Raw genomic sequence first — 26,825 nt, 5'->3', positions numbered from 1 at the left:
GCTTCGGACCTGTCGGTCCGAAGCCGCGCGAAGCGGCGGGTGCATCGGCCGCCGGCCCGTCGAGGGGCGGACCCGCACGTGCGGAAGCCCCGGGCACGCGGTGGCGTGTTCCGGGGCTCCGTCAGGTTGTCCTCGGCGCCGGGCCGTCCCTGGTCAGGCGCGCGGGGCCGGCTGGTAGAGGACGGCGGCCCAGCCGTCGGGGCCGACGACCTGGGCGCGGACCTCGTGCGGGCCCTGCACCGGCTCGGCGACCTTGAAGCCCGCCTCGCGCAGCGGCGTCAGCGCCGCCTCCAGGTCCGCGACCTTGACCATGACCGACGCGCCCTCGCCCTCGCGGTCGGTGCCGGACAGGGCGATCCGGTTGCCGTTCACGTCGAACTGCGCCCAGCGGTCGCCGTCGACGAAGGTCGGCTCGGTGCCGAGCACCGCGCTCATGAACGCGACCGCGGCGGTCATGTCGGCGACGGGGAACGCGGCGGACAGGCCCTGTGCGGACATGACGACCTCCAGCGGGATACGTGGTCGGGGGCAGCGCGCCACCGGGTGCGACAGGCGTACATCGGGGGCACACGGCCGATCGGGATGCATCTGATGGTCTATCAGATCCCGTGGGGTGGCGGGCCGGTCGCGCGCGGTGACACCGGTCACGGCTCCCGGCGCCGACCGCCGGGCCGGAAACGCGCAAATCCCCGCCGCGGCGCCGACGCCGCGCCTCGCTGCCCCCGCGTCCGGTGGCTTAGTGTCGGCAGCGTGGACCCCACACAGCCGACCCCGCCATCCGCCGGGCCGCCAGTAGGGCCGGCCGCGCCGCCCGAGCCCCCGGCGTTCCCGCAGCACTGGGAGGCCGACGTCGTGCTCCGCGACGGGGCGACCGCGCACCTGCGGCCGGTCGGGCCGCACGACGCCGACCGGCTCGTCGAGTTCTACGCCCGGGTCTCCGACGAGTCGAAGTACCTGCGGTTCTTCACGCCGTATCCCCGTCTCTCGGCACGCGACGTGCGGCACTTCACCAACCACGACTGGATCGACCGCGTCGGCCTCGGCCTGTTCGTCGGCGACGCCCTGGTGGCGATCGTCCGGTACGACCGGATCGGCCCCGACGGACGCGCCGTCCGCACCGGCCCGCACGGCAGGTCCTCGACCGCCGAGGTCGCCTTCCTCGTCCAGGACGACCAGCAGGGGCGCGGCGTCGCCTCCGTCCTGCTGGAGCACATCGCGGCCGTCGCGCGCGAGCGCGGCATCCGCCGGTTCGTGGCCGACGTGCTGCCTTCCAACCGCCGCATGATGAAGGTCTTCACCGAGGCGGGGTACACCCAGCAGTCCGCGTTCGAGGACGGCGTCGTACGCCTGACCCTCGACCTGGAGCCGACCGACACCTCCACCGCCGTCATGCTCGCCCGCGAGCACCGCGCCGAGGCCCGGTCCACCGCCCGCCTGCTCAACCCCCGGTCGGTGGCCGTCATCGGCGCGGGCCGCCGCGAGGGCACGGTCGGCAACACCCTGCTGCGCAACCTGGCCGAGAGCGGCTTCGCCGGGCCCGTGTACGCGGTCAACCCGGCCGCGGGCGACCCGATCGAGGGCGTACCGGTGTACCCGACCGTCGTCGACATCCCCGGCGAGGTGGACCTCGCCATCGTCGCGGTCCCCGCCCGGGCCGTGCAGCAGGTCGCCCAGGACTGCGGCCGGCACGGGGTACGCGGCCTCGTCGTCGTGTCGTCCGGCTTCGCCGAGACCGGACCCGAGGGCCGCGAGCGGCAGCGCCGCCTGGTCCGCACCGCGCGCAGCCACGGCATGCGCGTCATCGGGCCGAACTGCCTCGGCGTCCTCAACACGGACCCCGAGGTGAGCGTCAACGCGAGCCTGTCGCCCCGCATGCCGCGCCGCGGCCGGGTCGGCATGTTCGCGCAGTCCGGCGCGCTCGGCATCGCGATCCTGGAGTCGACGGTCAACCGGGGCATCGGCCTGTCGACGTTCGTCTCCGCGGGCAACCGCGCCGACGTGTCCGGGAACGACCTGCTCCAGTACTGGGAGGACGACCCGGCCACCGACGTCGTCCTCCTGCACCTCGAATCACTCGGCAACCCGCGCAAGTTCACGCGCCTGGCCCGCCGCGTCTCGCGCCGCAAGCCGGTGGTCGTGGTCAAGAGCCTCCGGCACGCCGAGGGCGTCCCGCTGGGGCACGCCACCCGGGCGCTCAGCCTGCCCGACCAGGCGGTCGACTCGTTGTTCCGGCAGGCCGGCGTGATCCGCGTGCCCACCGTCGCGGAAATGTTCGACGTCGCCCAGCTCCTTGCCTACCAGCCGCTGCCCGCGGGCGACCGCGTGGCGATCGTCGGCAACTCGGACTCGCTCGGCCTGCTGACCCAGGACGCCTGTACGAGCGCCGGGCTCGACCCCCTCCGTCCGATCGACCTCACCACCTCGGCGACCGCCGAGGACTTCCGCAAGGCGCTCGGCGACGTCCTCGCGTCCCCCGACTCGGACGCCGTCGTCGTGGTCTTCATCCCGCCCCTCACCACCTCCGGGCAGGAAGTCGCGTCCGTCATCGCGGAGATGGCCGAGCGGGCGGTGACGGCGGGCAAGCCGCTCGTCGCGACGTACCTCGCACACGAGGGGCTGCCGGACCAACTGCGGCGGCTCGACCCCGACGGGGTACCGGCGCCGGGCTCGGTGCCGTCCTACCCCGCGCCGGAGAACGCCGTGCGCGCCCTCTCGGAGGTCGTGCGCTACGCCGCCTGGCGTCGGCGCCCCGCCGGCGAGGTCGTCGAGTTCGAGGACGTCGACGCCGACACCGCGCGCGGCCTGGTCCGCGCCCGCCTCGGTGCCGCGGACGCGGCCGGGCTCTCGCCCGCCGAAGCGGCCGAACTGCTCGGCTGCTACGGCATCCACCCGAGCCCCGCCGTACGCGTCGACAGCGAGGACGCCACCGTCGCCGCCGCCGAGCAGATGGGCTATCCCGTCGTGCTCAAGACGATCGCCGAACACCTGCGGCACCGCGTCGACCTCGACGGCGTACGCCTGGACCTGGGCACCGAGGCGGGTCTGCGCCGCGCCTTCCGCCGCATGTCCACGCGCCTCGGCGGCCCCGACCAGGCCCGGCTGGTGGTCCAGCGCATGGCGCCGCGCGGGGTGGCAACGATGGTGGGGCTCACGTACGACGAGTCCTTCGGCGCGCTGCTGCGCTTCGGTCTCGCGGGCCCGGCCTCCGAACTGCTGGGGGATGTGGCGCACCGCGTGGTGCCCGCGACCGACCAGGACGTCGCCGACCTGGTCCGGGACATCCGGGCCGCGCCCGTGCTGTTCGGCTACCGCGGCGCGCCGCCCGTCGACGTCGGGGCGCTGGAGGAACTGCTGCTGCGGCTTTCGCAGCTGGCCGAGGACCTGCCGCAGGTCACCTCGGTCGTGCTCGACCCGGTGGTGGCGACGGGGGAGGGGCTGACGGTGCTGGACGCGCGTGTACGCCTGTCGCGGCCGCCGCTGCGCACCGACCTGGGCCCGCGATCCATGGGCAATCCCCGCTGAACCGCACGCCGGAGCCCGGGGTTGCAGCGTCGATTGAAGCGTCCAATTGAAGCGCCGCATGAAGCGTCGAGCCGAAGCGTCGCATCGAAACGCTGCATCGAAGCTCCGGTTGACGCCCGGAAGCCGTAGGCCGGCAAGCCCCCGAAACGCGAGCCGCGGCGGTACGCGCCCGTCTCCAGGTCATACCGCCGCCGGCCCGGCCGCCGCGGCGCCGATGCCACCCCGAGCCGTGGCACCCGCGCCGCCGCTGCGGCCTCCGGTCAAGCCCGTCGCCATGCCCCTCCGCGCACGCCCTCCACGTGGCGGCGCATCATGCCGACCGGCCCGTCCGGACCGACCGCTCCCACGCCGGGTTTCCCCGATCCCACCGGCGCGGGTGCGGTGCCGCCCGAACTCCCGGTGCGGGAGCGCGGACACTGTGCCGGACGGCCGGGGGCCACCGCGAACGGTGCGTCCCTATCGCCCCGTCCGTCCTGCACAACGGACAGTCAACCGGGTCGTGCCGGACGAGGGGAGGGCGCGCGTGGGGCGCGCGGTTGCGCGGCACGTGGGGTCCCCCGGGGGTGTGCCTCACCGTCACCCGTACGGGGGCTGTCGTGAGGTCGACAAAGAGTCATAAGGCGAATGCGGCGGGTCGCGGCGCGCGACCGGGCAGACGCCGCCGCGAACCCGACGCGGTCCCGTCGCGAACCGTTCGGCGGCCCGTCCGAGCGCGCTCGCAGCACGCCCCGATCGCCAGGATGGCGCGCGGGGGCGCTCGGAGGTGCCAGGATGGGGGGCATGGCGAAGACCACCACCTCGACCCAGGGCCTGCGTACGGCCATCGAGCGCAGCGGCTACTACCCGAGCCTCGTCGCCGACGCGGTCGAGTCCACGATCGGGACCGAGCAGGTCGACGCGTTCCTGGTGCACCAGGAGACCACGTTCGACTCCAACGAGGTCCGGCGGCACGTGACCGTCCTCGTCCTCACGCCCGGCCGCTTCCTGGTCAGCCACACCGACGAGCACGCCCCCGACGACACGTCCCCGACGCCGTATGCGACGACGTCCACCGAGACGGTGCGGATCGACCGCATCGAGTCGGTGGTGGTCAGCCGCGTCGTCGGCAACCCCGCCGAGTACGTCCCCGGCGCCCCGCCGCGCGAGGTCGTGCTCACCATCGGGTGGGGCGCCGTCGGCCGCATCGACCTGGAGCCGGCCGGCTGCGCGGACCCGAACTGCGACGTCGACCACGGCTACACCGGTGCGATGACCGCCGACGACCTCTCGCTGCGCGTGAGCGAGGCGGCCGACGGCCCGGACGCGGTCGAGCACACGCTCGCGTTCGCGCGCAGATTGTCCGAGGCCATCGCCGGCTCCGGCCGGTGAGCGCCGCACCCTGGGCTCCGGAACCACCACCAGTCCCCGTCCCGCGCTACGGCGCCGGGGCACTCTCCGACCTGCTCCCGTCCGTCGCGGCGTCCCTCGGGATGCCCGGTGAGCGCAACGTCCTGGGCCTGCGTGAGACCGAGCGCGCCGTCGTGTTCCTCGTCGACGGCCTCGGCTGGGAGCTCCTGAAGGCCCATCCGGACTGGGCGCCGTACCTCACGTCGCTGGTCCCCGGCGCGTGGGGCGGGCGCGGCGAACCGCTGACGGCCGGCTTCCCGGCGACGACGGCGACGAGCCTGGCGTCGTTCGGCACGGGCCTCCCGCCGGGCGCGCACGGCCTGCTCGGCTACACCGTGGCGATCCCCGGCGACGCGCGGCTGATGAACCAGCTGCGCTGGGACCCCTATGTGCCGCCGCGCGAATGGCAGCCGCATCCTCCGCTGATGGAGCGTGCCGCCGCCGCGGGCATCACGGTCGCCCAGGTATCCGACCCCCTGTTCGAACGCACGCCGCTGACCCAGGTGGCGCTGCAGGGCGGCACGTTCGTCGGCCTGCAGGGTGGGCTCCCGCGCATGCACGGCGTCGTGGAGCAGTTGTCCCGGCCCGGGCCGGTGCTGGTCTACACGTACGTCAGCGACCTCGACAAGGCCGGGCACGTGCACGGCGTCGACTCCGACGCGTGGCGGATCGAACTCGCGCGCGTCGACGGCCTGGTCCGTGCGCTCGCCGAGCAACTCCCGCCCGGCACCGCGCTGTACGTCACCGCCGACCACGGCATGATCGACGTGCCGATGGCCGACCGCATCGACGTCGACACCGACCCGGAGCTCTCCGCCGGAGTCGCGCTGCTCGGCGGCGAGGGCCGGGCCCGGCACGTGTACGCCGTCCCGGGCGCGGCGTCCGACGTCCTGGCGATCTGGCAGGACGTGCTCGCCGACAGCTGCTGGGTGCTCTCCCGCGACCAGGCCGTCGACGCGGGCTGGTTCGGCGAGGTCGAGGACCGCGTGTACCACCGCATCGGCGACGTCGTCGCGGCGCCGTGGGCGGATGTCGCGATCGTCGCGACGCGCCGGGAGCCCAACGAGTCGCGCATGGTCGGCCTGCACGGGTCCATGACCGCGGTCGAGCAACTGGTGCCCCTGCTCGAAGTGCACGCCTGACCCGCGCCTGCCCCCGAGTTCGGTCCATGCCACAGGCTGACCAAGACCTGACCGGCGTCGTCTGCCGGACCGGCTCGCCGGTCGTCCGCCGGGCAAGCGAAAGGGCGCCCTCCCGGCGGTAACCGGCAGGGCGCCCCCCGCGCTTCGCGGGCCGCGGCCCTGGAATGCGTCAGCTCAGGCCTGCTTGCGCTTCTTCAGCAGAACCGAGGCGAGGGCCGCGATGACGGCGATCGGCAGGACTATCTTGAAGAGCTTGCCCATGGTGGTGAACCCCCTCGAGTGGTCGGGTGCCGGGCCGATGGCAGTGGGTGCCCGCGGCCGACCCCGCGCCTTTCCGGTGACGCGGGATCAACTCCCGGGCGGGCCCGACGGTTCCGACTCTATGCGATGCGGTCCCTCACGGCGCCGACGCCTCGTCCATGTCGCCGGTCGACGCGATCACGGAGAACGTTGCGCCGTGCGGGTCACCGCAGGTGGCGTGGCGTCCGTACGGCGAGTCCTGCGGCTCGCTCAGCACCGCGCCGCCCGCGCGGCGCACCTTGGCCACCGCGTCGTCGGCGTCCTCGACGCAGAACGTCACGGCCCAGTGCGCGTGCACCTCGTCGGGCCAGTTCTCGTCCATGCCCATGACGCCGCCGATGGGCCGCCCGTCCACCAGGATCGCGTGGTAGTCGAAGCCGTCCGCGCTCATGTCCTCGTAGTCGTAGCCGAACGCGGTGGCATAGAACTGCCGCGCGGCCTTGCTGTCGCGCGTCATCAGCTCGTTCCACACGATGCCGCCCGGCTCGTTCACGAGTTCGGCGCCGATGTGGGTGCCGGCCTGCCACAGCCCGACCACCGCGCCCGTCGGGTCGGCGAGCAGGGCCATGCGCCCCAGGTCGAGGACGTCCATCACCGGGAACACCTCGGTCGCGCCCGCCGCCTTCATCGCCAAGACCGCCGCGTCCGCGTCGCCGACCGCCAGGTAGGTCGTCCAGGCGATCGGCATGTCGGGTTCGGGAAGCTTCATCATCCCGGCGACGCGCTTGCCGCGGACGGTGCAGTTTGTGTAGAAGCCGAGCTCCTCAGGGCCGATCTCGCCCTCCCAGCCCAGCACCGTGCCGTAGAAGTCCAGCGATGCCCGGAGGTCCGGCGAGCCCATGTCGACCCAACACGGGACGCCCTGCTTGTACGGGCCCGTCACTTCGCTCATCACTGCCTCCACAGCACAGCTGTCCGGTCAAATCCGGGAATTACCGAAAGTCGGGAGAAATAGCGATCTATCGGTTCGATGCTGGCACGGCGGGCAGGCGGTGTCGCGTGGAACGCGCGAAGCGCCAGGGGTGAACGCCGACACAGCGCGGGGCGGCGCACGCCGGACCCTCCGGCACGGCAGGATGCGGTGGGTGAACCCAGTCATCGACACCACAGAACTCGCCGCCGCGCTGCGCTCCGCCGAGCCGCCGGTCCTGCTCGACGTGCGCTACCGCCTCGGCGGCCCGCACGGCCTCCCGGCGTACCGCGCCGGACACCTGCCCGGCGCGCACTTCGCCGACATGGACGCCGAACTGTCCGCGAAGCCGGGCGGCGACGAGCGCGGGCGCCACCCGCTGCCGGACCCGGAGGACTTCGCGGCGGCGATGCGCCGCGCGGGGGTCTCGGCGGACCGCGACGTCGTCGCGTACGACGCCGCGGACGGCATCGCCGCCTCGCGGGCGTGGTGGCTGCTGCGCTACTTCGGCCACGAGCGCGTGCGCGTGCTGGACGGGGGCTACGCCGCGTGGGTCGCTGCGGGGCACCCGGTCGACGCGAGCGACCCGGAGCCGGGGGCGGGCGACTTCACCCCGGTGCCGGGCGGGATGCCGGTGCTGGACGCCGACGAGGCCGCGCAACTCGCGCGCGACGGCGTGCTGATCGACGTACGCGCGGCCGAACGGTTCCGGGGCGAGACCGAGCCGGTCGACCCGGTCGCCGGCCACATCCCCGGTGCGGTCAACATGCCCGAGACGTCGGTGGCGGGCCCGGGCGGCCTCCTGCTCGGCGCCGACGTGCTGCGCGAACGGTACGAGGCGCTCGGCGCGTTCCCGGGCGCCCGCGTCGGCGCGTACTGCGGCTCGGGGGTGACCGCCGCGCACGCGGTCCTGGTGCTGGAGCGCTCCGGCATCGAGGCGGCGCTGTACGCGCCTTCGTGGAGCGGCTGGATCGCCGACCCGCGCCGCCCGGTCGCGGTGGACCCGGCAGGGTGAGGCGCAGGCGGCGCACCGGCCGGTGACCCGGCGATCGGGGCGATGGCGTACCGCGGTGGCTGACGGGGTGTCAGATGGCCGTCCAGTGCGTCGCCTCGCGCCGCCCGGACGCCGTGTAGGCGACGAAGCCGATCAGCCCGGAGGGCAGGTCCGTCATCGTGAAGCGGCCGAAGCCGTCGGTCAGCACGGTGCGGACCCCTTCCGCGTGCCGGACCTCCAGGCAGACGCGGCGCGGCACGGTGAGCTGGCCGAGGATGCGGCGGCGCGGGCCGAGCGGGTACACCTCGACCACCACGGTGAGGGTCGGCGCGTCGAAGGTCAGGACGTGCGGCGCGTCGCCGACCGCCCAGCGGCTCATGGCGAGCGGCGGCGCGGCGGCGTGGTGGTGGTGAGAGGGCGGCTGGTCGTGGCGCGCAGGAAGTCGGCGAGCCAGGGGTCGACGGCGCCGAACAGCAGCCGGACCTCGGCGAGCAGTGCCCGCTCGTCCTGATGCGTGACCCGGTCCGACGTGCCAACGCTCATTTCCCACCGCCCCCCGTAGACAGGTACTGCGGAGCAACACTGAGCATCCTTGCGGACACACTAGGGCTCTGGGGCACAAATGAGGAAGTGATCAGCGAACTCCGCCGGTTGGGTGACCCGGACGCCCGGGTCACTCCCGCTTCTTGCGGCGGCTGCCGAAAACGATCTCGTCCCAGCTCGGCACGGTCGCGCGCCGGCCGGGGCGGACCCCGTCGGCCTCGGCCTGCCGGTCGGTCGCCCCGATGAGGCGGTCGCGGTGCGGGCCCACGACGCGCGGCACCAGGACGTTCTCGTACGCCGATCCGGCCGACGGCGGCGCGCCGCCGCCCGCGGCCGCTGCGGCCGGGGCTTCGGGCTCCTCCTCGTCCGGCACGGGGGCGGGCACCGGGCGCGTACGCTCGGCGCCGATCGCGGGCACGTCGATGCGCATCGGCTCGCGCACGGTGTCGCGCATGGTCTCGCGCTGCGGGCCGGAAGGCTCGCGGCCGAGGCCGGGGACCGCGTCGAGGAGGCTGGTGATGGCGTCGTCGCCGGTGTTGCGCGGCAGCGACGCGAGGCGCGGGCGGAACGGGAACGGCGTCTCGGCGCCCGCGGTCTGCTCGCCGACCAGCGAACGCGCCTCGTCGTCGTTGGTGGTGACGTGGCGGCGGGGCGGGTCGAAGCTCCAACTCGCCGAGTGCATCTCGCCGTCGGCGCGGTAGAGGAGGAGGATCTCCCAGCTGCCGTCGTCGCGCCGCCACGAGTCCCACTGGATGGAGTCGGCCTCGGCGCCGCGCAGGTGCAGGCGCTCGGTGACGATCTCGCCGAGCAGCGGTCCGGCGGACTCGCCCTGGCGGCGGATCGGCGTCTTGCGGGCGCGCTCGGCCATGAACGCGCGCTCGGCGAGGACGGGGCCCTCGAACCGGCGCACGCGGTCGACGGGGATGCCGGCGAGCTGCGCGACCTCTTCGGCCGTCGCGCCCGCCCTTATGCGTGCCTGGATGTCACGGGGGCGGAGCTGGCTCTCGACCTCGATCTCGATCTGTCCGAGCCGTGCGCGGTCGCCGCGGACGGCGGCGCGCAGCCGCTCGTCGATGGCAAGGCTGAACTCGGTACCGTCGGCAGCCTTCAGCACCAGCCGTGTGCCGTCGTTGCTGACGGCCACGACACGCAGTTCGGGCATGGGGACCTCCCGGGTGGTGCCTGCCGACGTCACCTGCGTCGTTGCTCCCGTTACGAGTGTGACTTGCCCAGTGGCGGCGTGCCACAACCTGACCGATTTGTCCTGGCGTGTCGGATTTTCGTACCCGTCACACCGGTATGTCGTGGTTGCTCCTTGGGTGGAGATTCCGGAGAAATCAGCCGCAGGAGTGCAGTGTCTGATTTGCGGGCCTCCGATCACATTGCGATCGGTCGCTTCCCCCCTCCACGCAGGTCGTTCCGGAACCTGGCGTGAACAGTACTCCATTCGGGGGCGGGGCCGGGCCGCACCGCGCCGTAACGACGCGTCCACATCCGGGCGAAAAATTTCGGCCGTCTCGGGTGAGGTTCCTCACAAGATCCCCGCAGGCGGAACGGCCGTGGGGTTCCCGGGGTCCGAGAGGGAGGAAGTGTCCGTACTAGTCCATTGGAGTCCCTCTTGTTACGTCTGATCATCTCTCATCCATACTCGTCCGATCTGATGATCCATCAGTTCGCCCGCCCTCACCGGAATCCCGTGGTCCGGCGGCGGCTCCGACCGATCGTGAGCAAGGAACGTGATGCAGGAAAGGCCCGACACCGAACGCCGTCGGATCGAACTCAGCGTTGTCCAGGTGGTGGGAAGCGCGCTTGCCGCCGTCTCCTCCGCGTTCCTGCTCTCCAAGCTCGGGGCCGCGGGGACGGTGATCGGCGCGGCGATAGCGAGCGTGGTCGCGACCGTCGGCAGCGCGGTGTACGTCCATGTGTTCCGCCGCACGAGCGAACAACTGCGCGATGTACGCGCGCAGATCGGCTCCACGGTTCCGGGCGCGCCCGGTCCGTACGGCGGCCACGGCGGCCGTGGCGCAGCCGACACGGCCAGGACGGCCGGCGCGGACCCGGGAGCCTCCGGAGCGGGCGCGGACGACGCGACGCGCGTACTCCCGGTGTTCGAGCCGGTGTTCGACCAGGCGTTCGACCCCGGGCCGCGGGCGACCGCACCGCTCGGCGCGACGGGTGAACCCGCAGCCGTGCGCGAGCAGTCGCGGGCCCGGACGTGGTTGGTGCGCTCCGGGATCGCCGCCGTCGCGGTGTTCGCCATCGCGATGGCGTCCATCACCGTGGTCGAGCTCGGCATGGGCCGTTCGTTCGCCAGCCTGTTCGGCAACGGCGGCAGCAGTTCGACGATCGGCGACTTCACCGGCGGAGGCGGCGACAAGCCCACGCCGGAGAAGAAGGAGGGCCCCCAGGACACGCCCGGCACCGAGGAGGGCACGACGCAGGACGGTCAGGAGGACAAGGGCGGCAGCGGAGGAAAGGACCCGTCGGGGACACCGGCCTCGCCGACCCCCGGCGCGTCCCAAGGCACCCCGTCCGATGGCACGACCGGCAGCCCCGACCCGACCGGCGGCGCCAAGCCGCCCACGGGCTCGCCTGATCCGACCGGCGCGCCTTCGTCCGGAACGCCCCCGACCACCCCGTCCGCACCCCCGTCCGGCGGCGCGGCGAGCCCGCCCGCGGGCGACAAGCAGTCGGGCTCGGGGCAGCAGCAGGGCGACCGGCAGCAGGCCGACACGCAGCGCCAGGACGCCGGCTCCGCGTCCTGACCGCCGCGCCGCGACCGACCGTCGGCACCCGCCGGGTGCGGCTACTCGCCCAGCACCCGGCGCAGGTAGTCGTTGCCGAAGCGGCGGTCGGGGTCGACCCGGTCCCGCAGCGCGGCGAAGTCCTTGAAGTGCGGGTAGGCGTCCGCGAAGTACGCCGCGTCGCGCGTGTGCAGCTTGCCCCAGTGCGGGCGCCCCTGATGGGCCGTCATGATCTTCTCCACCGCCGAGAAGTAGCGCTCGTGCGGGGTGCCGCGGAACATGTGCACGGCGATGTACGCGGTGTCGCGGCCGTTGGCGGTCGACAGCCACATGTCGTCGCCGGGCGCGATGCGTACCTCGACCGGGAAGGACACGTACTCGTCGCCCTTGTTGACGAGTTGGTGGACCTCGCGGAGGGCGGCGGTCAGCGCCTCGCGCGGCAGCGCGTACTCCATCTCCACGAAGCGCACCCGCCGCGGGCTGGTGAAGACCTTGTACGACGCGTCCGTGTACGTGCGCGCCGACAGGGCCTTGCTCGACACGCGCGCGATCGCGGGGATCGTCTTCGGGGCCGCCTTGCCCAGGCGGCACGCGAGCCCGAACACGCCGTTCGACAGGAGTTCGTCGTCGAGCAGGAACTTCGCGCGGGAGAGCGGCTTCGCGGGTCCCGAGCTGCGGTTGTTGCGCTTCACGTTGCAGCTGTCGGTGTGCGGGAACCAGTAGAACTCGAAGTGGTCGTTGTCCTCGCACAGCTCGTCGAACCGCCCGAGCACCTCGTCGAACGGCATCGGCTCCTCGCGCGCCTCCAGGAGGAACGCGGGTTCGACGCCGAAGGTCATCGCCGTGACGACGCCGAGTGCGCCGAGGCCGACGCGGGCGCCCGCGAACAACTCGGCGTTCTCGTCGGGCGAGCAGTTCACGATCTCGCCGTCCGCGAGGACCATCTCCAGGGCCTGGACCTGGCCGGCCAGCGCGCCCGACGCGCGTCCGGTGCCGTGTGTCCCGGTAGCGGTGGCGCCCGCAAGGCTCTGCACCGCGATGTCGCCCATGTTGGTGAGGGCGAGGCCGTGTTCGGCCAGAAGGTCGTTGAGGCGTTCGAGCCGCAGCCCCGAGCCCACGGTCACCGTGCCGCCGGCCGCATCCACTTCACGGACCTCGGTGAGCCCGTCGGGGCGTACCAAAACGCCGTCCGTGACCGCGACGGATGTGAAGGAGTGGCCCGCCCCGACCGCCTTGACCCGCAGGCCGTCGGACGCCGCCCGCCGCACCAGCGCGGACACCTCTTCGGGGGACCGCGGCGTGGCCACGCGCCTGGGCTGGGCGGTCTGGTTCCCGGCCCAGTTCCTCCAGGGCATCGGGGTCAAGCTGCTCAACGGCTCCTCCAAAGGTGCGGAGGCGGGCCGTCGGCCCTGACGGGCTTCCTGCGCGCGGGCCTCCTGCGTGGGATGTCCGGACATTACCCGCCGGTCACCAGCCTCGGGAAGACCCGCGGACCCCAGGGGGACCCCTTGCGGCCGTGGGTCGGCCCAGCAAGACGCGCGTCACACGCACACGCCGCGACCGCCCGCGCCGAGGTCGCGCGGGTGGGAGGATCGGCACATGCACGACGCCGCGCCCGGCAACGACGCCGGACCCTTCGACGCCCTGCTCCTCCTGTCGTTCGGCGGCCCCGAGGGCCCCGACGAGGTCGTCCCGTTCCTGGAGAACGTCACGCGGGGGCGCGGCGTGCCGCCCGAACGCCTGGCCGAGGCCGGCGCGCACTACGCGCAGTTCGGCGGGGTGAGCCCGATCAACGCGCAGAACCGCGAGCTGATCGCGGCGATCGAGAAGGAGTTCGCGGCACGCGGGCCCGCGCTGCCGGTCTACTGGGGGAACCGCAATTGGCGGCCCTACCTGACCGACACGCTGCGGCGGATGGCCGACGACGGGGTGCGGCATGCGGCGGTGCTGGTGACCAGCGCGTACGCCTCCTACTCGGGCTGCGGGCAGTACCACGAGAACCTGTTGGCAGCCCAGGCCGAACTGGGGGACGCAGCGCCGCGCCTCGACAAGTTGCGGCACTACTTCAATCACCCCGGCTTCGTGGAGCCCCTGGTCGACCACGTGGTGGCCGCGCGCGCGAGCCTGCCCGAAGCGCTGCGGCCGGGGGCCCGCCTCGTGATGACGACGCACTCCATCCCGACCGCGACCGCCGAGACCTCGGGTCCTGACGGCAACGCGTACGTGCGCCAGCACCAGGAGACGGCCCGCCTGGTCGCCGCCGGGGTGAAGAAGGCGGTCAAGTTTCCGCACGTTGCGTGGGACCTCGTGTTCCAGAGCCGCAGCGGGCCGCCGCAGGTGCCCTGGCTGGAGCCGGACGTCAACGACCACCTCGAACGCTTGCACGCCGACGGGGTGCGGGCCGCGGTACTGGTGCCGATCGGCTTCCTGTCCGACCACATGGAGGTCGTCTACGACCTGGACGTGGAGGCGGCCGCGACCGCCGAGCGCCTCGGCATGCAGGTCGTCCGGGCCGCGACGACCGGCAGCGACCCGAGGTTCGCGGCGGCCGTACGCGACCTCGTGCTCGAACGCGCCGCCGTGCTGCGCGGCGAACACCCCGAGCGGTGCGTCCTGGGCACGATGGGCCCCTCGCACGACGTGTGCCCGCTCGGGTGCTGCCCGGACCCGCGAGGCAGGGGCGAGGGCCTGCGGGGCGCCGCACTGCACGGCACTCCCGCCTGACCACCCCCGCCTGAGCCCCGGCCCCCACACCCTGGGCACCCCCCGCGCGGCCGACCCCCGCGACGCGCCCGCGCGGACCGCCGGAGCGGCTGCCAGGATGGCTCTGTGACCACGGCACCCCACGGCGACACCGCCGACCTGCTCGAACTGGCGCTCGGCGCCGCGCGGCTCGCGGGCGGCATGCTGCTCGCCGATCGGCCCGCCGACCTCGGTGTGGCGGCGACGAAGAGCAGCCCGACCGACGTCGTCACCGAAATGGACACGGCGGCCGAGAAGCTGATCGTCGAGTACCTGCGCGCCCGGCGCCCGCACGACGGGTTCCTCGGCGAGGAGGGCGGCGGCGCGCGCGGCGAGAGCGGCATCCGGTGGGTGATCGATCCGATCGACGGCACCGTCAACTACCTCTACGGACTGCCGGCCTGGTGCGTCTCGATCGCGGCGGAGGACGCGGACGGCGCGGTCGTCGGCGTGGTCGAGGTGCCGACCCAGCGCGAGACCTTCCACGCGGTGCGCGGCGCGGGGGCCTTCCGCGACGGGACCGCGATCCGCGCGAACGACGCGGTGCCGATGTCCAGTGCGCTGGTCGCCACGGGCTTCGGCTACACGGTCGAGCGCCGTACGCGGCAGGCCGGCGTCGTGCACGAGCTGCTGCCCCGGGTGCGCGACATCCGCCGGTACGGCTCGGCGGCGATCGACCTGTGCGCGACCGCGTGCGGCCGCGTCGACGCGTACTACGAGCGCGGGCTCAACCCCTGGGACGTCGCGGCGGGTGCGCTGATCGCCGCCGAAGCCGGCGCGCGCGTGGGGCTGCTGAGGCACGAGGACGACGGGTCGAACCTCGTGGTGACCGCGGCGCCCGCGTTGTACGCGGAGCTGGTCGAGGCACTGGACGCCCTCGGCGCCTGAGGCGCGTAGCCCGGACAAACAACAACCCCCGGCCGACGCGCGATTCGCGTCCGGCCGGGGGAGCGGTCACCCCGTTAATTCCTTCGCTTGTTCCAGGTGGGTCCGTCAAAGCCGAGACGGGTCCTTCAGGCTGACTCGGGCAGCACCTGCACGCCGTGGTCCGAGGCCATCCGTACCAGGTCCTGCAACTCTTCCTGCTGAACTTCGACCAGGAAGTCGTCGCCGGTGTCGGAGGCCAGCTTGAGGGCCTGCTCTGTCTCGCGTATCCGACGAAGGACGTCGGCAGTGAACTCGTCCATCATGTGGGGGCCCCAAGAGACTCGAATGGTCGCCGGTTTCGGTTGTCCTACCCCTGGTTTCGCGCGCCGAAAACCGGGATGCCAGGTGGCAGTGTGACCCTCGTCGCATTGATGGGCGGCGCGATGCGGGCGCTTCACCCGGGAGGGAACATTCGGGGCGGCCCGTGCCCTTACCGACGCTTTACCGAGGCCCGGGGCAAGATGGAGGCACCGTCGGCGCCGTCCCTCGAGGCAGGGCGCGCAGTCAGGCCGCGGACGGCGGCCGACGGTCCAATCTCTCGGTGGCCGCGTGTCGCCGAGCGGCAGATGTGAATCGGAAGGACATCCAGGTGCGGGTTCTCGTCGTCGAGGACGAGCAGTTGCTGGCCGACGCGGTGGCGACAGGCCTGCGCCGCGAGGCGATGGCCGTCGACGTCGTGTACGACGGCGAGGCTGCTCTCGAGCGCGTTGCGGTCAACGACTACGACGTGGTGGTGCTGGACCGCGACCTCCCGCTGGTGCACGGCGACGACGTGTGCCGGGCCGTGATCGACACCGGGCTGCCCACGCGCATCCTGATGCTCACCGCGTCCGGCGACGTCAGCGACCGCGTCGAGGGCCTGGAACTGGGTGCGGACGACTACCTGCCCAAGCCCTTCGCGTTCAGTGAACTGACGGCCCGGGTAAGGGCGTTGGGGCGCCGCGCGGTGACCGCGCTGCCGCCGGTGCTGGAACGTGCCGGGATCCGCCTCGACCCGAACCGCCGCGAGGTCACGCGGGACGGCAACGCGATCCACCTGTCGCCGAAGGAGTTCGCCGTCCTCGAGGTGCTCATGCGCGCGGACGGCTCCGTCGTGTCCGCCGAGCAGATGCTCGAGAAGGCCTGGGACGAGAACACCGACCCGTTCACCAACGTCGTCCGCGTCACCGTCATGACGCTGCGCCGCAAGCTCGGCGAGCCTCCCGTGATCATGACCGTGCCCGGCGCCGGGTACCGCATCGGCGATCCGGCGTGACCGGGCAGCCGCCGGAGGGTTCCCCGGATCCCGGGGCCGCACCGCGGCGCCCGAGGCACCCGCCCCGTCCGGTACGCCCGCCGCAGGCGCAGCCCTCCGCACGCCCCTCGGAGCAGTCCCCGGAGCAGTCGCCCGCGTATTCCCCGGCGCGGTCCCGCTCGCAGCCTCCCGCGCAGCCGCCGAGGCCCCCGGTCCGACCGCCGCACAGTCTGAACCACCAGTCCTCAGGGCCGCAGCCCCGGGCCGCCCAGCGGTCGGGGCCGTTCGTACAGCCCCCGGCCGAACCGGCCGCGCAGCCCGGTACGCCGGGCGTGGGCGGGGCGGTGCCTCCCGGCGGGTCCCCGGGTGCGTCCGGGGAAGCGCCGCCCAAGCCCAGCCGGGCGCCTTCCGCGCGGCGGCTGATCCTCGGAGCCGACCCGGCGACCGGGTACTCCGCGCGCCTCAGCTACGCGCCCGACTGGCTGCGTCCCTCGATCCGGATGCGCCTTACGGCGTTGTACGGCGGCATGTTCCTGATCGCCGGCGTCCTGCTCCTGGGCAGCGTGTACCTGCTCGTCGGGCGCCGCCTCGCGGACCAGAAGCCACCGTCCTTCGAGGTCACGGAGGGCGTGCGGTTCTCGGACGCGCTCGGCCGCGAACTCTCGCCGGACGACCTCAACCAGTTCCTGGAGGACCGCCAGGGCAACCAGCGGGACCTCGTGCTGCACGCGCTGCTCCAGCAGTCGCTGCTGGCGCTGGTCCTCCTGTCGGTCATCGCGTTCGGGTTCGGCTACCTGATGGCCGGGCGTGTGCTGAGCCCGCTCGGCCGCATCACCGCCGCCGCGCGGTCGGTGGCCGGCACCGGCGGGTCGGGTCTGCACCGGCGCATCGACATGGACGGCCCCGACGACGAACTGAAGGAACTGGCCGACACGTTCGACGAGATGCTGGAGCGCCTGGACCGGGCGTTCGACTCGCAGCGAAAATTCGTCGCGAACGCCTCGCACGAGTTGCGCACGCCTCTCGCGATCAACCGCACTCTGCTGGAGGTCGCCCTCGGCGATCCCGCGGTGCCGCCGGAACTGCGGGACCTGGGCGACAAGTTGCTGTCCACGAACGAGCGCAGCGAACGCCTGATCGAGGGGCTTCTGCTGCTCGCCCGCAGCGAGAACGAACTCACCGACCGCAAGCCGGTCGACCTCGCCGAGGTCGCCGGACGCACCCTTGAACAAATCGCCCCGGAGGCCGCGGAGCGCGGCGTCCAGCTGCGCGGCGACTTCCAGCCGGCGGGCGTGTCCGGCAACCTCGTGCTGCTGGAGCGCGTCGCCCTCAACCTGGCGCAGAACGCCGTGCGCTACAACGAGCGGGACGGCTGGGTGGAGATGTCCACGTCGTCCGTCGCCGGGACGACCATGCTGACCGTCGCGAACAGCGGCCCCGTCATCCCTCCGGACAATCTCGAGACAATTTTCGAGCCGTTCCGACGCATGCGCGGCGACCGAACGGAAAGCGAGAAGGGCGTCGGACTCGGGCTTTCGATCGTACGTTCGGTCGTCCGGGCGCATGGTGGCTGGATCGAGGCGGAGCCGCGCGTCGAGGGCGGCCTGATCGTGCGCATCGGGTTCCCCGGCCCGACGGTATGACCCGAACGACGTACTACGACGTACTTGAGCAGGCCGGTTGCCCGCAGGCCACCCGACAACCTACGGTGTCGTAAGTTACGACATCGTAGGAACGCGTTGTGCGCCGAAGCGACGGCGGCCGACGCAGCCCTGTGCCCGTGTTGTCGAAAGCCGCTGCGTCCACATGCTGCGTATGCCCGCCGCACCCCACGCTTTGGAGTTGCCGTGACCCTGATCGCCCCCGCACCGACCGGTATCGACCTGCTGCGCGAACTCGAGCAGGTCGTCGCCGTCGAGATCGACCGCCACCTCGCCATCGCCAAGGAGTGGTTCCCGCACGAGTACGTGCCGTGGTCGCAGGGCCGTGACTTCGACGGCGTGCTCGGCGGCGAGGCATGGCGTCCCGAGGAGTCCAACCTGACCGAGGTGGGGCGTATCTCGCTGACGCTCAACCTGCTCACCGAGGACAACCTGCCGAGCTACCACTTCGAGATCGCCAACATGTTCGGCCGCGACGGGGCGTGGGGCACCTGGGTGCACCGCTGGACGGCCGAGGAGGGCCGCCACGGCATCGCGATCCGCGACTATCTGATGGCCGTCCGCGCGGTCGACCCGGTGGCCCTGGAGCGCTCCCGCATGGAGCACATGGAGGCGGGCTACGCGGGCGACCACATGGACAACCCGCTGCACGTCGTGGCGTACGTGACGTTCCAGGAGCTGGCCACGCGCGTCTCGCACCGCAACTCCGGCCGGGAGTGCGGCGATCCGCTCGCCGAGCAGCTTCTCGCGCGCATCGCGACGGACGAGAACCTGCACATGGTCTTCTACCGCAACCTGCTCAAGTCGGCGTTCGACCTCGCCCCGGACGTCGCGATGCGCGCGGTGACCGACATGGTCACCGACTTCCGCATGCCGGGCCACGGCATCTCCGGCTTCGAGCGCGCGTCGGTCAAGATCGCCCTCGGCGGCGTCTACAACCTGCGCATCCACCTCGACGACGTGCTCCAGCCGGTGCTGCGGAACCTGAAGGTCATGGAGCGCACGGACCTGGGCCCGGAGGGCGAGCAGGCGCGCGAGGAGCTGGCCGCCTTCCTGGCGATCCTGGAGACGAAGGCCGCGCAGTTCGACGAGCGCCTGGCGGCGCGCCAGGCACGGCTGGCCGCTCGCGCCTGACCCTGGCGCCCGCGCGTTCTCGGCGCCGTCGCCGCCGGAAGGCGCACAAGCCCGCGTGAGCACATGGCAGAGCCCCGGCCGCCCGCACCCTGGAAGTGCGGGCGGCCGGGGCTCTCGCGTACGCCTACCGCCGCTCAGGCCGCCGCGCAGGGCCGGGCGTGCGGCCCCGCGTGTGCGGGCTGGAGCGCGCGACCCGGGCGTGCGGGTCGGCGCGAGGGGCTCAGCCGGCCCGGATCAGGAGCGGACCCGGGGTCGGGATCCCCACGCGTCCTTCACCGAGACCTTGCCGCCGGTACGCAGCACCGCGCCTTCGTACATGCGCGCCGCCACGGACATCAACCCCACCAGCGCGACCACCGCGATGGCCGCGGCCAAAAGGTTCTGCCACACGGCGAGTTCGCCGCTCGCGGTGAGCACCGGTTGCAGCATCGCGGAGAACGGCGGTACGTACGCCATGAATTGCGCGAACGCACCGCCGGACTGGCTGAGCACGATGGCCAGGAAGAACGAGGCGATCAGCAGCGACGTCATCGGCGTGATGACGTTCTGCAGGTCCTCCATGCGCGACACCCGCGCCGCCGCGGCGGCGAACATGCACGAGTAGATGGCGTATCCGAGGACGAACCAGGCCACCACCAACGCCGCCGGGTAGACCATCGAGCCGCTGAGGTCGATGGTGTCCAGCGCCGTCGCCGCGGTGAGGCCCACGACGGCCGTGAGGGCCATCTGCGCGAGTCCGAGCAGGCCGATGCCGACGACCTTGCCGGTCAGCAGCGCGCGGGCCGGCACGGCGGCGAGCAGGATCTCGACGATGCGGCTCGACTTCTCCTCCACGACGCCGTTGGCGACCCACATGCAGAAGAGCATGAGCATGCCGTACAGCATGATCACGCCGATGAAGGCGATGCCCTTGCGGGCCTGGCGTTCGTCCGCGTCCGGGTCCAGCGTCTGCTTCGTCAGCGGCTGCACCTGCATCGCCTGGTCGACGGCCGACGCGTCGATGCCCTGCGCGCCGAGGCGGTTGTCGCGCTCGACCGTCGCGTACGCGCTCTGCAGCACGGCCGCGAGCCGGTCCGGCAGTTCGCTGTCCACGACGACCCGGCCGCCGGTCACGTAGGCGTCCAGGTCGCCGTCCTTGACGGCCTTCTCGGCGACCGCGTCGTCCGGGTACGCCTTGACCACCACGTCGGTGTCCAGCAGTTCCGCCTGGGCGCTCGCGACCTGGCCCAGCCGGCTCGCCTGCGGGCCGCCGAACGCGACGTCGTACTTGTCGTCCCCGCCGCCCACCGCCGCCGGGATGGCGACCGCGGCCAGCAGGACCACGAGCATGACCGCGACCGACACCAGGAAGCCGCGGTCGCGGATGCGCTCGACGAACTCGCGGCGCGCCACCAGCCGCACAGACGTCCAGAAGCGCTCGGTGGGGTCCACCCTCGGGGACGTCACGCGCGGGCCTCCTCGTGGCTTGTGGGGGCCCCTGACGGGGGCTGGGCGTCCCCGTTGACCACCTCGCGGAACAGTTCGGTCAGGGACGGGTTCACCGGCGCGAAGGCGCGCACCCGTCCGGCCGCCCGGGCGGCGTCCAGGAGCCCCTGCTCGTCGGTGCCCTGGGCCAGCTCGACCAGGGTGCCGTCGGCGTCCTCGGTCAGCACCGTCACGCCGGGGACCGCCTCGGCCCAGCCCTTGGGCGCGTGCGCATCGACACCGTCGACGGCGACCCGGTAGCGCACCGCGCGACTGTCCCCGCGCAGCTCCTGGACCGTGCCCACCGCATGCATGCGGCCGTCCTTGATGATCCCCACGGCGTCGCACAGCCGCTCGACCAGGTCGAGCTGGTGGCTGGAGAACACCACGGACGCGCCCTGGTCGACGCGGCTGCGAAGGGCGGCGGCCATGACGTCGACGCCCACCGGGTCGAGGCCGGAGAAGGGTTCGTCCAGGATGAGCAGCTCGGGCTCGTGCACGAGGGCCGCGGCCAGCTGCACACGCTGCTGGTTGCCCAGCGACAGGGTCTCCAGGCGGTCCGACGGCGTGCCGGACACCCCGAGGGTCCGCAGCCAGGACAGGGCGGACTCGCGGGCGTCCGTACGCGACATGCCGTGCAGCTCGGCGAAATACACGAGCTGGTCAAGGATCCGCATCTTCGCGTAAAGGCCGCGCTCCTCCGGCATGTAGCCCCAACGCCTGCGTATAGCCGCGTTGACGGGCGCGCCCTGCCACCGGACCTCGCCCGTGTCGGTGGCGAGCACACCCATGGCAATGCGCATCGTCGTGGTCTTGCCGGCGCCGTTGGTTCCGACGAATCCGAACATCTGGCCGGCGGAGACCGAGAACGACAGGTCGCGCAAAACGACCTTTTCTCCGAAACGTTTTCCGAGTCCTGCGAGGTCGAGCACTGTTCTCCCTGGTCGGAGTTTGTCTCCCGGCTGCGGTCGAGAGCGGCGTGCGTCAGTCGACGCGGCGCAGCTGCTCCCTGAACCTCTGCCCGTTCTCCACGTACTGGCGCACGGCCGTTTCGAACGCGCCCGGCTTGACCGCGTCAGGGCGGATCTTCGCAGGTACGCCAAGGGCCATCGCATACGAGGGCACCTCGACGCGGTTCCCGATGAAGGCACCCGCCCCGACGAGCGCCCCGCTGCGCACGACCGCCTCGTGCAGCACAATCGCGCCGTTTCCGACCAGGCAGTCGTCCTCGATCGTGCATCCTTCGAGGTGGACAAGGTGCCCCACGACACAGCGGTTGCCGACACGTGTGACCAGACCCGCACTGACATGGAGGACGGATCCGTCCTGGATCGATGTACGCTCCCCGACGACAATCCGGCCGTAGTCGGCCCGGAGCACCGCGGACGGCCACACCGTCGACCCGGCGCCGATTTCCACGCTTCCGATCACCACGGCATCGGGGTGGACGTAGGCATCCGGGTGTACGACGGGTACTTGTTCACCAAGCGCGTAGACCGTCACGATTCCTCCTGGTTACCGGCCATCATGGAGAGTTACAGTGGGCCACCCATCCAACCAAGTCACCCCTTCGGGGGTTCGGTTGGGTGTCGATTGAGTAACAAGCCTTGCTATGAGGCAGAATCTGCGCCTCAGGTCGGGCACAACTCCGGCCCCTGATGCGTTACGTGCGCTGAAGGCAAGCGTCAAGGGACGCATCGGCAAGCAGATCCACCCGGAGGGGGAGAGGTATATGGCGACTGACTACGACACTCCACGCAAGACCGACGACGACGTCAACGAAGACAGCATCGAGGAGCTCAAGGCCCGGCGCGTCGACAAGTCCGCCAGTGCGGTCGATGTCGACGAGTTCGACCAGGCCGAGGGCCTGGAGCTGCCCGGCGCGGACCTCTCGAACGAAGAGCTGTCCGTGCGCGTGCTGCCCCGGCAGGCGGACGAGTTCACGTGCGCCCGCTGCTTCCTCGTGCACCACCGCAGCCAGCTGGCCAAGGAGAAGGACGGCCAGCAGATCTGCGTCGACTGCGCCTGACGTCCGATCCTCGGGCCTCGGGCCTGCTCAGGATCGATCATCGGCAAGCGGAACCCTGCGCACGCGACCGGGTCCTGGCAGGAGCGGACCGCCCCTGCCGATGATCGATACGAGCAGAGCGCACCACGTGCACCACTGGCACCTATCGGCAGGACGAGCAGGACGAGCAGGACAGGTAGGCCACGCAGGACAAGCAGGACCGGCACCACCCGGCACGTGAGCACACGTGCTCCCGCAGCAACTCCAAACGCCTCCGCCGCAGGAGGCGCGAAGGCCTCAGGGCCTAAGACAAGGGACGTCCGCCGCACCCCCGGCGGGCGTTCTTCCGCGTCCGCAGCCTGTGCGCCGGATACGCGCCGTCCGGGCGCCGCGTGCGCCGGGCGGCGGGGGCGCACCCAAGGGCGCGCGGCGCGGCACCGGGCCGACCGGCGGCCGTACGCCCGGCGGGGCCGGGATCAGCCCTGCGCGGCGTTGCGGCGGCGTACCGCGTCGAGCACCTCGACGAGTCGGGCCGGGTTGCGCGACGACACGTACAGGTACGGCGTCGGGTCGTCCGGGTCGGTGACCTCGACGCGCACGGCGGTGGGCACATAGCTGCGCAGCAGCATGAACGCGCGCGGATCGGCGCCTTCCATGCGCAGCGACCGGGCCTCCTCCGCGTCCAGCGCGGACGCGGTGCCGAGCGCCGCGAGCGGCAGCCGCGCCCGGCCGGCCTCCAGGAACCCGTCGGTGACGCGCACCCGCACCGAGCCGTAGGCGTTGACCGCCCAGGCGGCCAGCACCGCACCCACCACCACGGCGACAGCCGCGGCGACCGGGCCGACGGGCAGCAGCATGAGCCCGCTCACCAGGCCGGCACCGGCCACGAGGCCCCACCAGGACGTCGGCACCACGAGCCGCTCGCTATACGCCTGCATGGCACAAGCCTGTCATCCCCGCCGGGCCCGGCACACCACCGGCCCCGCGCCCGGGCACGCCCGCGCGGGGTCAGCGGCGGCGGGTGACCTTGTCCAGCAGGCGGACCACCCGTTCCGGGGGAGTGCGGACGCCGGTCGCCACGCCCTTTGCGTAGTCGGACAGCATGCGCGGGGCCAGGGCGTCCAGGACCGCCCCGGTCTTCGCATCCGAGCCCACCAGGTAGCGCGGCCGGGGGCGCGGCGTGAGCAGTGCGTGGCGTACCGCTTGCGCGACCGGTCCGGGGGCGGGCAGCGACGACGAGCGGCGCAGGATGCCGTCGGCCATCTCGTACGACTCGGTGTACGCGGAGTTCTTGCGCGGCGGGAGGCGGTTCATGCTGCGCTCCCAGATGTCCGTCCCGAAGCTGCCCGGCTCGATGAGGACGACCCTGACCCCGAACTGCGCGACCTCGATCCGCAGCGCGTCCGACACGGCCGCCAGCCCCTGCTTGCTTGCGCAGTACCAGCCCAGGAACGGCGCCGAGACCCGCCCGGAGATCGACGAGATGTTGACGATGCGCCCGCTGCGCCGCTGCCGCATCTGCGGCAGGACCAGCCGGGCGATGCGCGCCGGCGCGATCAGGTTCGTCTCAAGTTGCAGGCGGGCCTGCTCGTCGTCGACGTCCTCGACCGCGCCCGGCTGGGCGAAACCGGCGTTGTTGACGACCGCCCACGGGCCGCCGCCGGTCATCGTGGCGATCTCGGTGAACGCTCGGACCGTCGAGGTGGCGTCGCACACGTCCAGCAGCACGGTCCGCACGCCGAGTCCGTCGCGCTCGGCCGCCTCCCGCAGCCGCTGCGCCTTATCCTCGGAGCGCGCGGTCCCGATGACGTCGAGCCCCGCGCGGGCCAACTCCAGAGCGGTCGCGAGACCGATGCCGCCGGTAGCGCCCGTCACGACCACGCTCTTGGTCATTTGCGTCCTTCCGTCCTGCCGCCTGCCCACCCGCTGGACGCCCGCCCGCCTGAGCGGCCCGTGCCGCCCCGAGCCCCGGCCCACGACCGTAGTGCTCCCGGGCCCGCGCCGCCCACCACCCGCGACGCCGCCGCGGGGCGGGCTGGACACCGTCCGACCGGCGAAAGGCAGTAATGTCCCCCGGGTGAGTCGACCTTCATCCCTGACCTCGGCTCCGGACGCCACGGTGCCCGGGCCGCATGCGAGCGCACCTCCCCCGGGCACCGAGTTGGGCGAGCATTACGACGGCTGCTTCGGCTGCGGCGAGGACCTCGAGAACGGGCTGCGGCTGCGCACCCGGGTCGGCGAGGGCGTCAGCGTGGACACCGAGTTCGTGGTGGGCACCGGCCACCAGGGCGCCCCCGGCCTGGCCCACGGCGGACTGCTGAGCTGCGCGTTCGACGAGGCGCTGGGTGCGCTGGGCTACCTGCTGCACCAGCCGGCGGTCACCGCCCGCCTGGAGACGGACTTCCGCCGCCCGGTGCCGGTGGGCTCGACGCTGTACATCCACGCGTGGTGCACGGGCGTCGAGGGCCGCAAGATCTTCGCCCGCGCGACCGGACGCCTGGACGCGCCGGACGGCCCGGTCGCGGTCGAGGCCGCGTCGCTGTTCATCGCCGTCGGCTTCGAGCACTTCGTGTCGCACGGGCGCGCCGAGGACGTCGAACGGGCGATGGCGAACCCCGATGTCGTGAAGGCCGCGCGGGCTTTCGAGGTGAACCCGTGACCGGTCCGGTGGACATCCTGGTGCAGCGGCTCGACGCCGAACTGCCGCTGCCGGCGTACGCCCATCCGGGCGACGCGGGCGCGGACCTGGTCACCGCCGTCGACGCCGAGCTCGGCCCGGGGGAGCGCGCCGTGCTGCCCACCGGGGTCGCGATCGCGCTGCCCGACGGCTATGCCGCGTTCGTCCACCCGCGTTCCGGACTTGCGGCACGTTGCGGGGTGTCGCTGGTGAATACCCCGGGCACGATCGATGCGGGATACCGTGGCGAGATCAGGGTCATCGTGGTCAACCACGATCTGCGCGAAAGCGTCTCGTTCCGCCGCGGTGACCGGATCGCCCAGCTTGTCGTGCAGAAGGTCGAGCGGGCGAGATTCCACGAGGTCGGCGTCCTGCCGGGTTCGGACCGGGCCGAGGGCGGCTTCGGATCGACCGGCGGCCACGCCGCCGTCGTGGGCAACGGCACCGACGCCGGTGCCGTCACAGTGACAGTGCAGGACTCGGCTTCCGACAGGGAAGGGATCTGACGTGTTCCGACGTCGCCGACGCAACGAAGAAGCCGACCAGCCCGTCGACGAACTCGACGACGACCTCGCCGCCGACGAGGACGAGGCCGAGGCGGAGGACGGGCCGGCCGACGCCCCGGCGGACGACGAGGCGCTGAACCGCCCGCTGCCGCCCGCGCCGCGCCCGGACGGGCCGTGGGACGAGGACGAGCTCGACGAGCCGCACGAGGGCCGCATCGACCTGGGCGGGCTGCTGGTGCCCGCGGTCGAGGGCATGGAACTGCGCGTCGAGGTCGCCAACGACCTGATCATCGCGGCCACCGTGATCCTCGGGGACAGCGCCGTGCAGCTGCAGGGTTTCGCGGCGCCGCGCAGCGAGGGCATCTGGCACGAGATCCGCAAGGAGATCGCGAGCGGCATCACGCAGCAGGGCGGCCTGGTCGACGAGCTCGACGGCGGGCTCGGCTGGGAGCTGCGTGCGCAGGTGCCCGTACAGCTTCCGGACGGCACGCAGGGCGCGCAGCTGGTGCGTTTCGTGGGCTGCGACGGCCCGCGCTGGTTCCTGCGCGGGGTGATCTCCGGCCGCGCCGCGGTGGACGCCGACACCGGTGCGGACCTGGAGCGGATCTTCCGCGAGACGGTGATCGTGCGCGGCGCCGACCCGATGGCGCCCCGCGACCCGATCCTGCTGCGCCTGCCGGACAACGCCCAGATCGACCCGGCGAGCGGCGTGGCGCCGCCCACCGCCGAGGAGGTCGACGACTCGGGCAAGAACCCGTACAGCGGCGACCTGAACCCGTTCTCGCGCGGCCCGGAGATCACCGAGGTCCGCTAGTCGGCCAGGTCGTCTCGACCTGAGCGCACCCGGCTTCCGCAAGGGGCCCGGCCACACCCGAACGAGGGTGTGGCCGGGCCCCTTTCGCATGTCCGCGGCCGCCCCCTCGGAAGCCGC

General features: G+C 72.6%; 26 protein-coding genes. 14 read left to right on the top strand and 12 right to left on the bottom strand.

Annotation, left to right across the window (positions count from 1 at the left end; translation table 11 throughout):
- Positions 1-153 precede the first annotated feature (153 nt).
- A complete protein-coding gene (locus ACWD12_RS31150) occupies positions 154-498 on the bottom strand; it encodes a VOC family protein (RefSeq protein ID WP_358354176.1) in 345 nt (114 codons plus the stop codon).
- Positions 499-750: 252 nt separating this feature from the next.
- Between ACWD12_RS31150 and ACWD12_RS31145 the strand changes: the two genes are divergently transcribed.
- The 3 genes from ACWD12_RS31145 to ACWD12_RS31135 all read left to right on the top strand — a co-directional run bounded on the left by ACWD12_RS31145 (position 751) and on the right by ACWD12_RS31135 (position 6,050).
- Positions 751-3,522: a GNAT family N-acetyltransferase gene (locus ACWD12_RS31145; RefSeq protein WP_435839051.1), complete on the top strand. Its 2,772-nt coding sequence runs from the start codon at positions 751-753 to the stop codon at positions 3,520-3,522.
- Positions 3,523-4,302: 780 nt separating this feature from the next.
- Positions 4,303-4,890 (top strand): DUF5998 family protein, encoded by a 588-nt coding sequence (locus tag ACWD12_RS31140; RefSeq protein WP_358354178.1) that lies wholly within the window; start codon positions 4,303-4,305, stop codon positions 4,888-4,890.
- A complete protein-coding gene (locus ACWD12_RS31135) occupies positions 4,887-6,050 on the top strand; it encodes an alkaline phosphatase family protein (RefSeq protein ID WP_358354180.1) in 1,164 nt (387 codons plus the stop codon). Before ACWD12_RS31140 ends, ACWD12_RS31135 begins: the two co-directional genes overlap by 4 nt.
- 397 nt (positions 6,051-6,447) lie before the next feature.
- On the opposite strand, the gene ACWD12_RS31130 is transcribed toward ACWD12_RS31135, so the two are convergent.
- Positions 6,448-7,242, bottom strand: a complete 795-nt coding sequence (locus ACWD12_RS31130; protein ID WP_358354182.1) for a VOC family protein — start codon at positions 7,240-7,242, stop codon at positions 6,448-6,450.
- 193 nt (positions 7,243-7,435) lie between these two features.
- Between ACWD12_RS31130 and ACWD12_RS31125 the strand changes: the two genes are divergently transcribed.
- Positions 7,436-8,275, top strand: a complete 840-nt coding sequence (locus ACWD12_RS31125) for a sulfurtransferase (RefSeq protein WP_450102340.1) — start codon at positions 7,436-7,438, stop codon at positions 8,273-8,275.
- A gap of 70 nt (positions 8,276-8,345) precedes the next feature.
- Here ACWD12_RS31125 and ACWD12_RS31120 read toward each other — a convergent pair whose 3' ends face one another.
- The 3 genes from ACWD12_RS31120 to sepH all read right to left on the bottom strand — a co-directional run bounded on the left by ACWD12_RS31120 (position 8,346) and on the right by sepH (position 9,992).
- Positions 8,346-8,633, bottom strand: coding sequence for a hypothetical protein (locus ACWD12_RS31120; protein WP_358354186.1), 288 nt, complete (start codon positions 8,631-8,633; stop codon positions 8,346-8,348).
- Entirely contained in the window at positions 8,630-8,797 is a 168-nt protein-coding gene (locus ACWD12_RS31115; protein WP_358354187.1) for a hypothetical protein, read from the bottom strand. Before ACWD12_RS31115 ends, ACWD12_RS31120 begins: the two co-directional genes overlap by 4 nt.
- A 130-nt stretch (positions 8,798-8,927) precedes the next feature.
- Positions 8,928-9,992 (bottom strand): septation protein SepH, encoded by a 1,065-nt coding sequence (gene sepH, locus ACWD12_RS31110; RefSeq protein WP_450102339.1) that lies wholly within the window; start codon positions 9,990-9,992, stop codon positions 8,928-8,930.
- A 544-nt stretch (positions 9,993-10,536) separates the two neighbouring features.
- On the opposite strand from sepH, the gene ACWD12_RS31105 reads away from it, so the two are divergent.
- Complete coding sequence (locus tag ACWD12_RS31105; RefSeq protein ID WP_450102338.1) at positions 10,537-11,562, top strand: hypothetical protein; 1,026 nt, start codon at positions 10,537-10,539, stop codon at positions 11,560-11,562.
- A 41-nt stretch (positions 11,563-11,603) separates the two neighbouring features.
- Here the strand turns inward: ACWD12_RS31105 and ACWD12_RS31100 are convergent, their stop codons facing one another.
- On the bottom strand, positions 11,604-12,848 hold the full coding sequence (locus ACWD12_RS31100) for a D-arabinono-1,4-lactone oxidase (RefSeq protein ID WP_450102337.1): 1,245 nt from the start codon (positions 12,846-12,848) through the stop codon (positions 11,604-11,606).
- Between the two features lie 292 nt (positions 12,849-13,140).
- Here ACWD12_RS31100 and ACWD12_RS31095 point away from each other — a divergent pair, with 292 nt between their 5' ends.
- Both ACWD12_RS31095 and ACWD12_RS31090 read left to right on the top strand, forming a co-directional pair.
- Positions 13,141-14,265: a ferrochelatase gene (locus tag ACWD12_RS31095; RefSeq protein WP_450102336.1), complete on the top strand. Its 1,125-nt coding sequence runs from the start codon at positions 13,141-13,143 to the stop codon at positions 14,263-14,265.
- 105 nt (positions 14,266-14,370) lie between these two features.
- Positions 14,371-15,171: an inositol monophosphatase family protein gene (locus tag ACWD12_RS31090; RefSeq protein ID WP_450102335.1), complete on the top strand. Its 801-nt coding sequence runs from the start codon at positions 14,371-14,373 to the stop codon at positions 15,169-15,171.
- Positions 15,172-15,296: 125 nt separating this feature from the next.
- On the opposite strand, the gene ACWD12_RS31085 is transcribed toward ACWD12_RS31090, so the two are convergent.
- Positions 15,297-15,470, bottom strand: a complete 174-nt coding sequence (locus ACWD12_RS31085) for a hypothetical protein (protein WP_450102334.1) — start codon at positions 15,468-15,470, stop codon at positions 15,297-15,299.
- A 329-nt stretch (positions 15,471-15,799) separates the two neighbouring features.
- On the opposite strand from ACWD12_RS31085, the gene ACWD12_RS31080 reads away from it, so the two are divergent.
- From ACWD12_RS31080 to ACWD12_RS31070, 3 genes are all read left to right on the top strand, one after another.
- A complete protein-coding gene (locus ACWD12_RS31080; RefSeq protein ID WP_358354198.1) occupies positions 15,800-16,465 on the top strand; it encodes a response regulator transcription factor in 666 nt (221 codons plus the stop codon).
- Positions 16,466-16,776: 311 nt separating this feature from the next.
- A complete protein-coding gene (locus ACWD12_RS31075) occupies positions 16,777-18,087 on the top strand; it encodes a sensor histidine kinase (protein ID WP_450102333.1) in 1,311 nt (436 codons plus the stop codon).
- 204 nt (positions 18,088-18,291) lie between these two features.
- Positions 18,292-19,239, top strand: a complete 948-nt coding sequence (locus tag ACWD12_RS31070) for an acyl-ACP desaturase (RefSeq protein ID WP_450102332.1) — start codon at positions 18,292-18,294, stop codon at positions 19,237-19,239.
- Between the two features lie 234 nt (positions 19,240-19,473).
- Here the strand turns inward: ACWD12_RS31070 and ACWD12_RS31065 are convergent, their stop codons facing one another.
- From ACWD12_RS31065 to ACWD12_RS31055, 3 genes are all read right to left on the bottom strand, one after another.
- Positions 19,474-20,685, bottom strand: a complete 1,212-nt coding sequence (locus tag ACWD12_RS31065; RefSeq protein ID WP_450102331.1) for an ABC transporter permease — start codon at positions 20,683-20,685, stop codon at positions 19,474-19,476.
- Positions 20,682-21,587, bottom strand: coding sequence for an ABC transporter ATP-binding protein (locus tag ACWD12_RS31060; protein ID WP_450102330.1), 906 nt, complete (start codon positions 21,585-21,587; stop codon positions 20,682-20,684). The genes ACWD12_RS31065 and ACWD12_RS31060 overlap by 4 nt, the downstream gene beginning before the upstream one ends.
- Before the next feature lie 100 nt (positions 21,588-21,687).
- Positions 21,688-22,206 (bottom strand): gamma carbonic anhydrase family protein, encoded by a 519-nt coding sequence (locus ACWD12_RS31055; RefSeq protein ID WP_450102329.1) that lies wholly within the window; start codon positions 22,204-22,206, stop codon positions 21,688-21,690.
- A gap of 229 nt (positions 22,207-22,435) precedes the next feature.
- Between ACWD12_RS31055 and ACWD12_RS31050 the strand changes: the two genes are divergently transcribed.
- Positions 22,436-22,732, top strand: coding sequence for a DUF4193 domain-containing protein (locus ACWD12_RS31050; protein WP_358354210.1), 297 nt, complete (start codon positions 22,436-22,438; stop codon positions 22,730-22,732).
- 455 nt (positions 22,733-23,187) lie between these two features.
- Here ACWD12_RS31050 and ACWD12_RS31045 read toward each other — a convergent pair whose 3' ends face one another.
- Positions 23,188-23,649 carry a DUF3093 domain-containing protein gene (locus tag ACWD12_RS31045; protein ID WP_450102328.1) on the bottom strand — a complete coding sequence of 154 codons (462 nt, stop codon included), beginning with the start codon at positions 23,647-23,649 and terminating at the stop codon, positions 23,188-23,190.
- A 70-nt stretch (positions 23,650-23,719) separates the two neighbouring features.
- A complete protein-coding gene (locus tag ACWD12_RS31040) occupies positions 23,720-24,604 on the bottom strand; it encodes an SDR family oxidoreductase (protein WP_358354215.1) in 885 nt (294 codons plus the stop codon).
- 184 nt (positions 24,605-24,788) lie between these two features.
- Here ACWD12_RS31040 and ACWD12_RS31035 point away from each other — a divergent pair, with 184 nt between their 5' ends.
- Genes ACWD12_RS31035 through ACWD12_RS31025 form a run of 3 tightly spaced genes read left to right on the top strand, consistent with a single transcriptional unit; the run spans position 24,789 to position 26,708 of the window.
- The gene (locus ACWD12_RS31035; protein ID WP_450102327.1) at positions 24,789-25,370 is read left to right on the top strand and encodes a PaaI family thioesterase; all 582 of its coding nucleotides are present in this window, start codon (positions 24,789-24,791) and stop codon (positions 25,368-25,370) included.
- A complete protein-coding gene (gene dut, locus ACWD12_RS31030) occupies positions 25,367-25,894 on the top strand; it encodes a dUTP diphosphatase (RefSeq protein WP_358354220.1) in 528 nt (175 codons plus the stop codon). Before ACWD12_RS31035 ends, dut begins: the two co-directional genes overlap by 4 nt.
- A 1-nt stretch (position 25,895) precedes the next feature.
- Positions 25,896-26,708 (top strand): DUF3710 domain-containing protein, encoded by an 813-nt coding sequence (locus ACWD12_RS31025; protein WP_358354222.1) that lies wholly within the window; start codon positions 25,896-25,898, stop codon positions 26,706-26,708.
- The last annotated feature ends 117 nt before the right edge of the window (positions 26,709-26,825 follow it).

It is taken from the genome of Streptodolium elevatio (assembly GCF_053592165.1).
The sequence above is the reverse complement of the archived record's forward strand: the minus strand, read 5'-3'. Positions and strand labels throughout refer to the sequence as shown.

What these genes read in the sequence shown, in the direction of transcription:
- ACWD12_RS31150 (WP_358354176.1), bottom strand. Translation starts at nt 498, where the DNA reads ATGTCCGCACAGGGCCTGTCCGCCGCGTTCCCCGTCGCCGACATGACC.
- ACWD12_RS31140 (WP_358354178.1), top strand. Translation starts at nt 4,303, where the DNA reads ATGGCGAAGACCACCACCTCGACCCAGGGCCTGCGTACGGCCATCGAG.
- ACWD12_RS31130 (WP_358354182.1), bottom strand. Translation starts at nt 7,242, where the DNA reads ATGAGCGAAGTGACGGGCCCGTACAAGCAGGGCGTCCCGTGTTGGGTC.
- ACWD12_RS31120 (WP_358354186.1), bottom strand. Translation starts at nt 8,633, where the DNA reads ATGAGCCGCTGGGCGGTCGGCGACGCGCCGCACGTCCTGACCTTCGAC.
- ACWD12_RS31115 (WP_358354187.1), bottom strand. Translation starts at nt 8,797, where the DNA reads ATGAGCGTTGGCACGTCGGACCGGGTCACGCATCAGGACGAGCGGGCA.
- ACWD12_RS31105 (WP_450102338.1), top strand. Translation starts at nt 10,537, where the DNA reads ATGCAGGAAAGGCCCGACACCGAACGCCGTCGGATCGAACTCAGCGTT.
- ACWD12_RS31095 (WP_450102336.1), top strand. Translation starts at nt 13,141, where the DNA reads ATGCACGACGCCGCGCCCGGCAACGACGCCGGACCCTTCGACGCCCTG.
- ACWD12_RS31085 (WP_450102334.1), bottom strand. Translation starts at nt 15,470, where the DNA reads ATGGACGAGTTCACTGCCGACGTCCTTCGTCGGATACGCGAGACAGAG.
- ACWD12_RS31050 (WP_358354210.1), top strand. Translation starts at nt 22,436, where the DNA reads ATGGCGACTGACTACGACACTCCACGCAAGACCGACGACGACGTCAAC.
- ACWD12_RS31045 (WP_450102328.1), bottom strand. Translation starts at nt 23,649, where the DNA reads ATGCAGGCGTATAGCGAGCGGCTCGTGGTGCCGACGTCCTGGTGGGGC.
- ACWD12_RS31040 (WP_358354215.1), bottom strand. Translation starts at nt 24,604, where the DNA reads ATGACCAAGAGCGTGGTCGTGACGGGCGCTACCGGCGGCATCGGTCTC.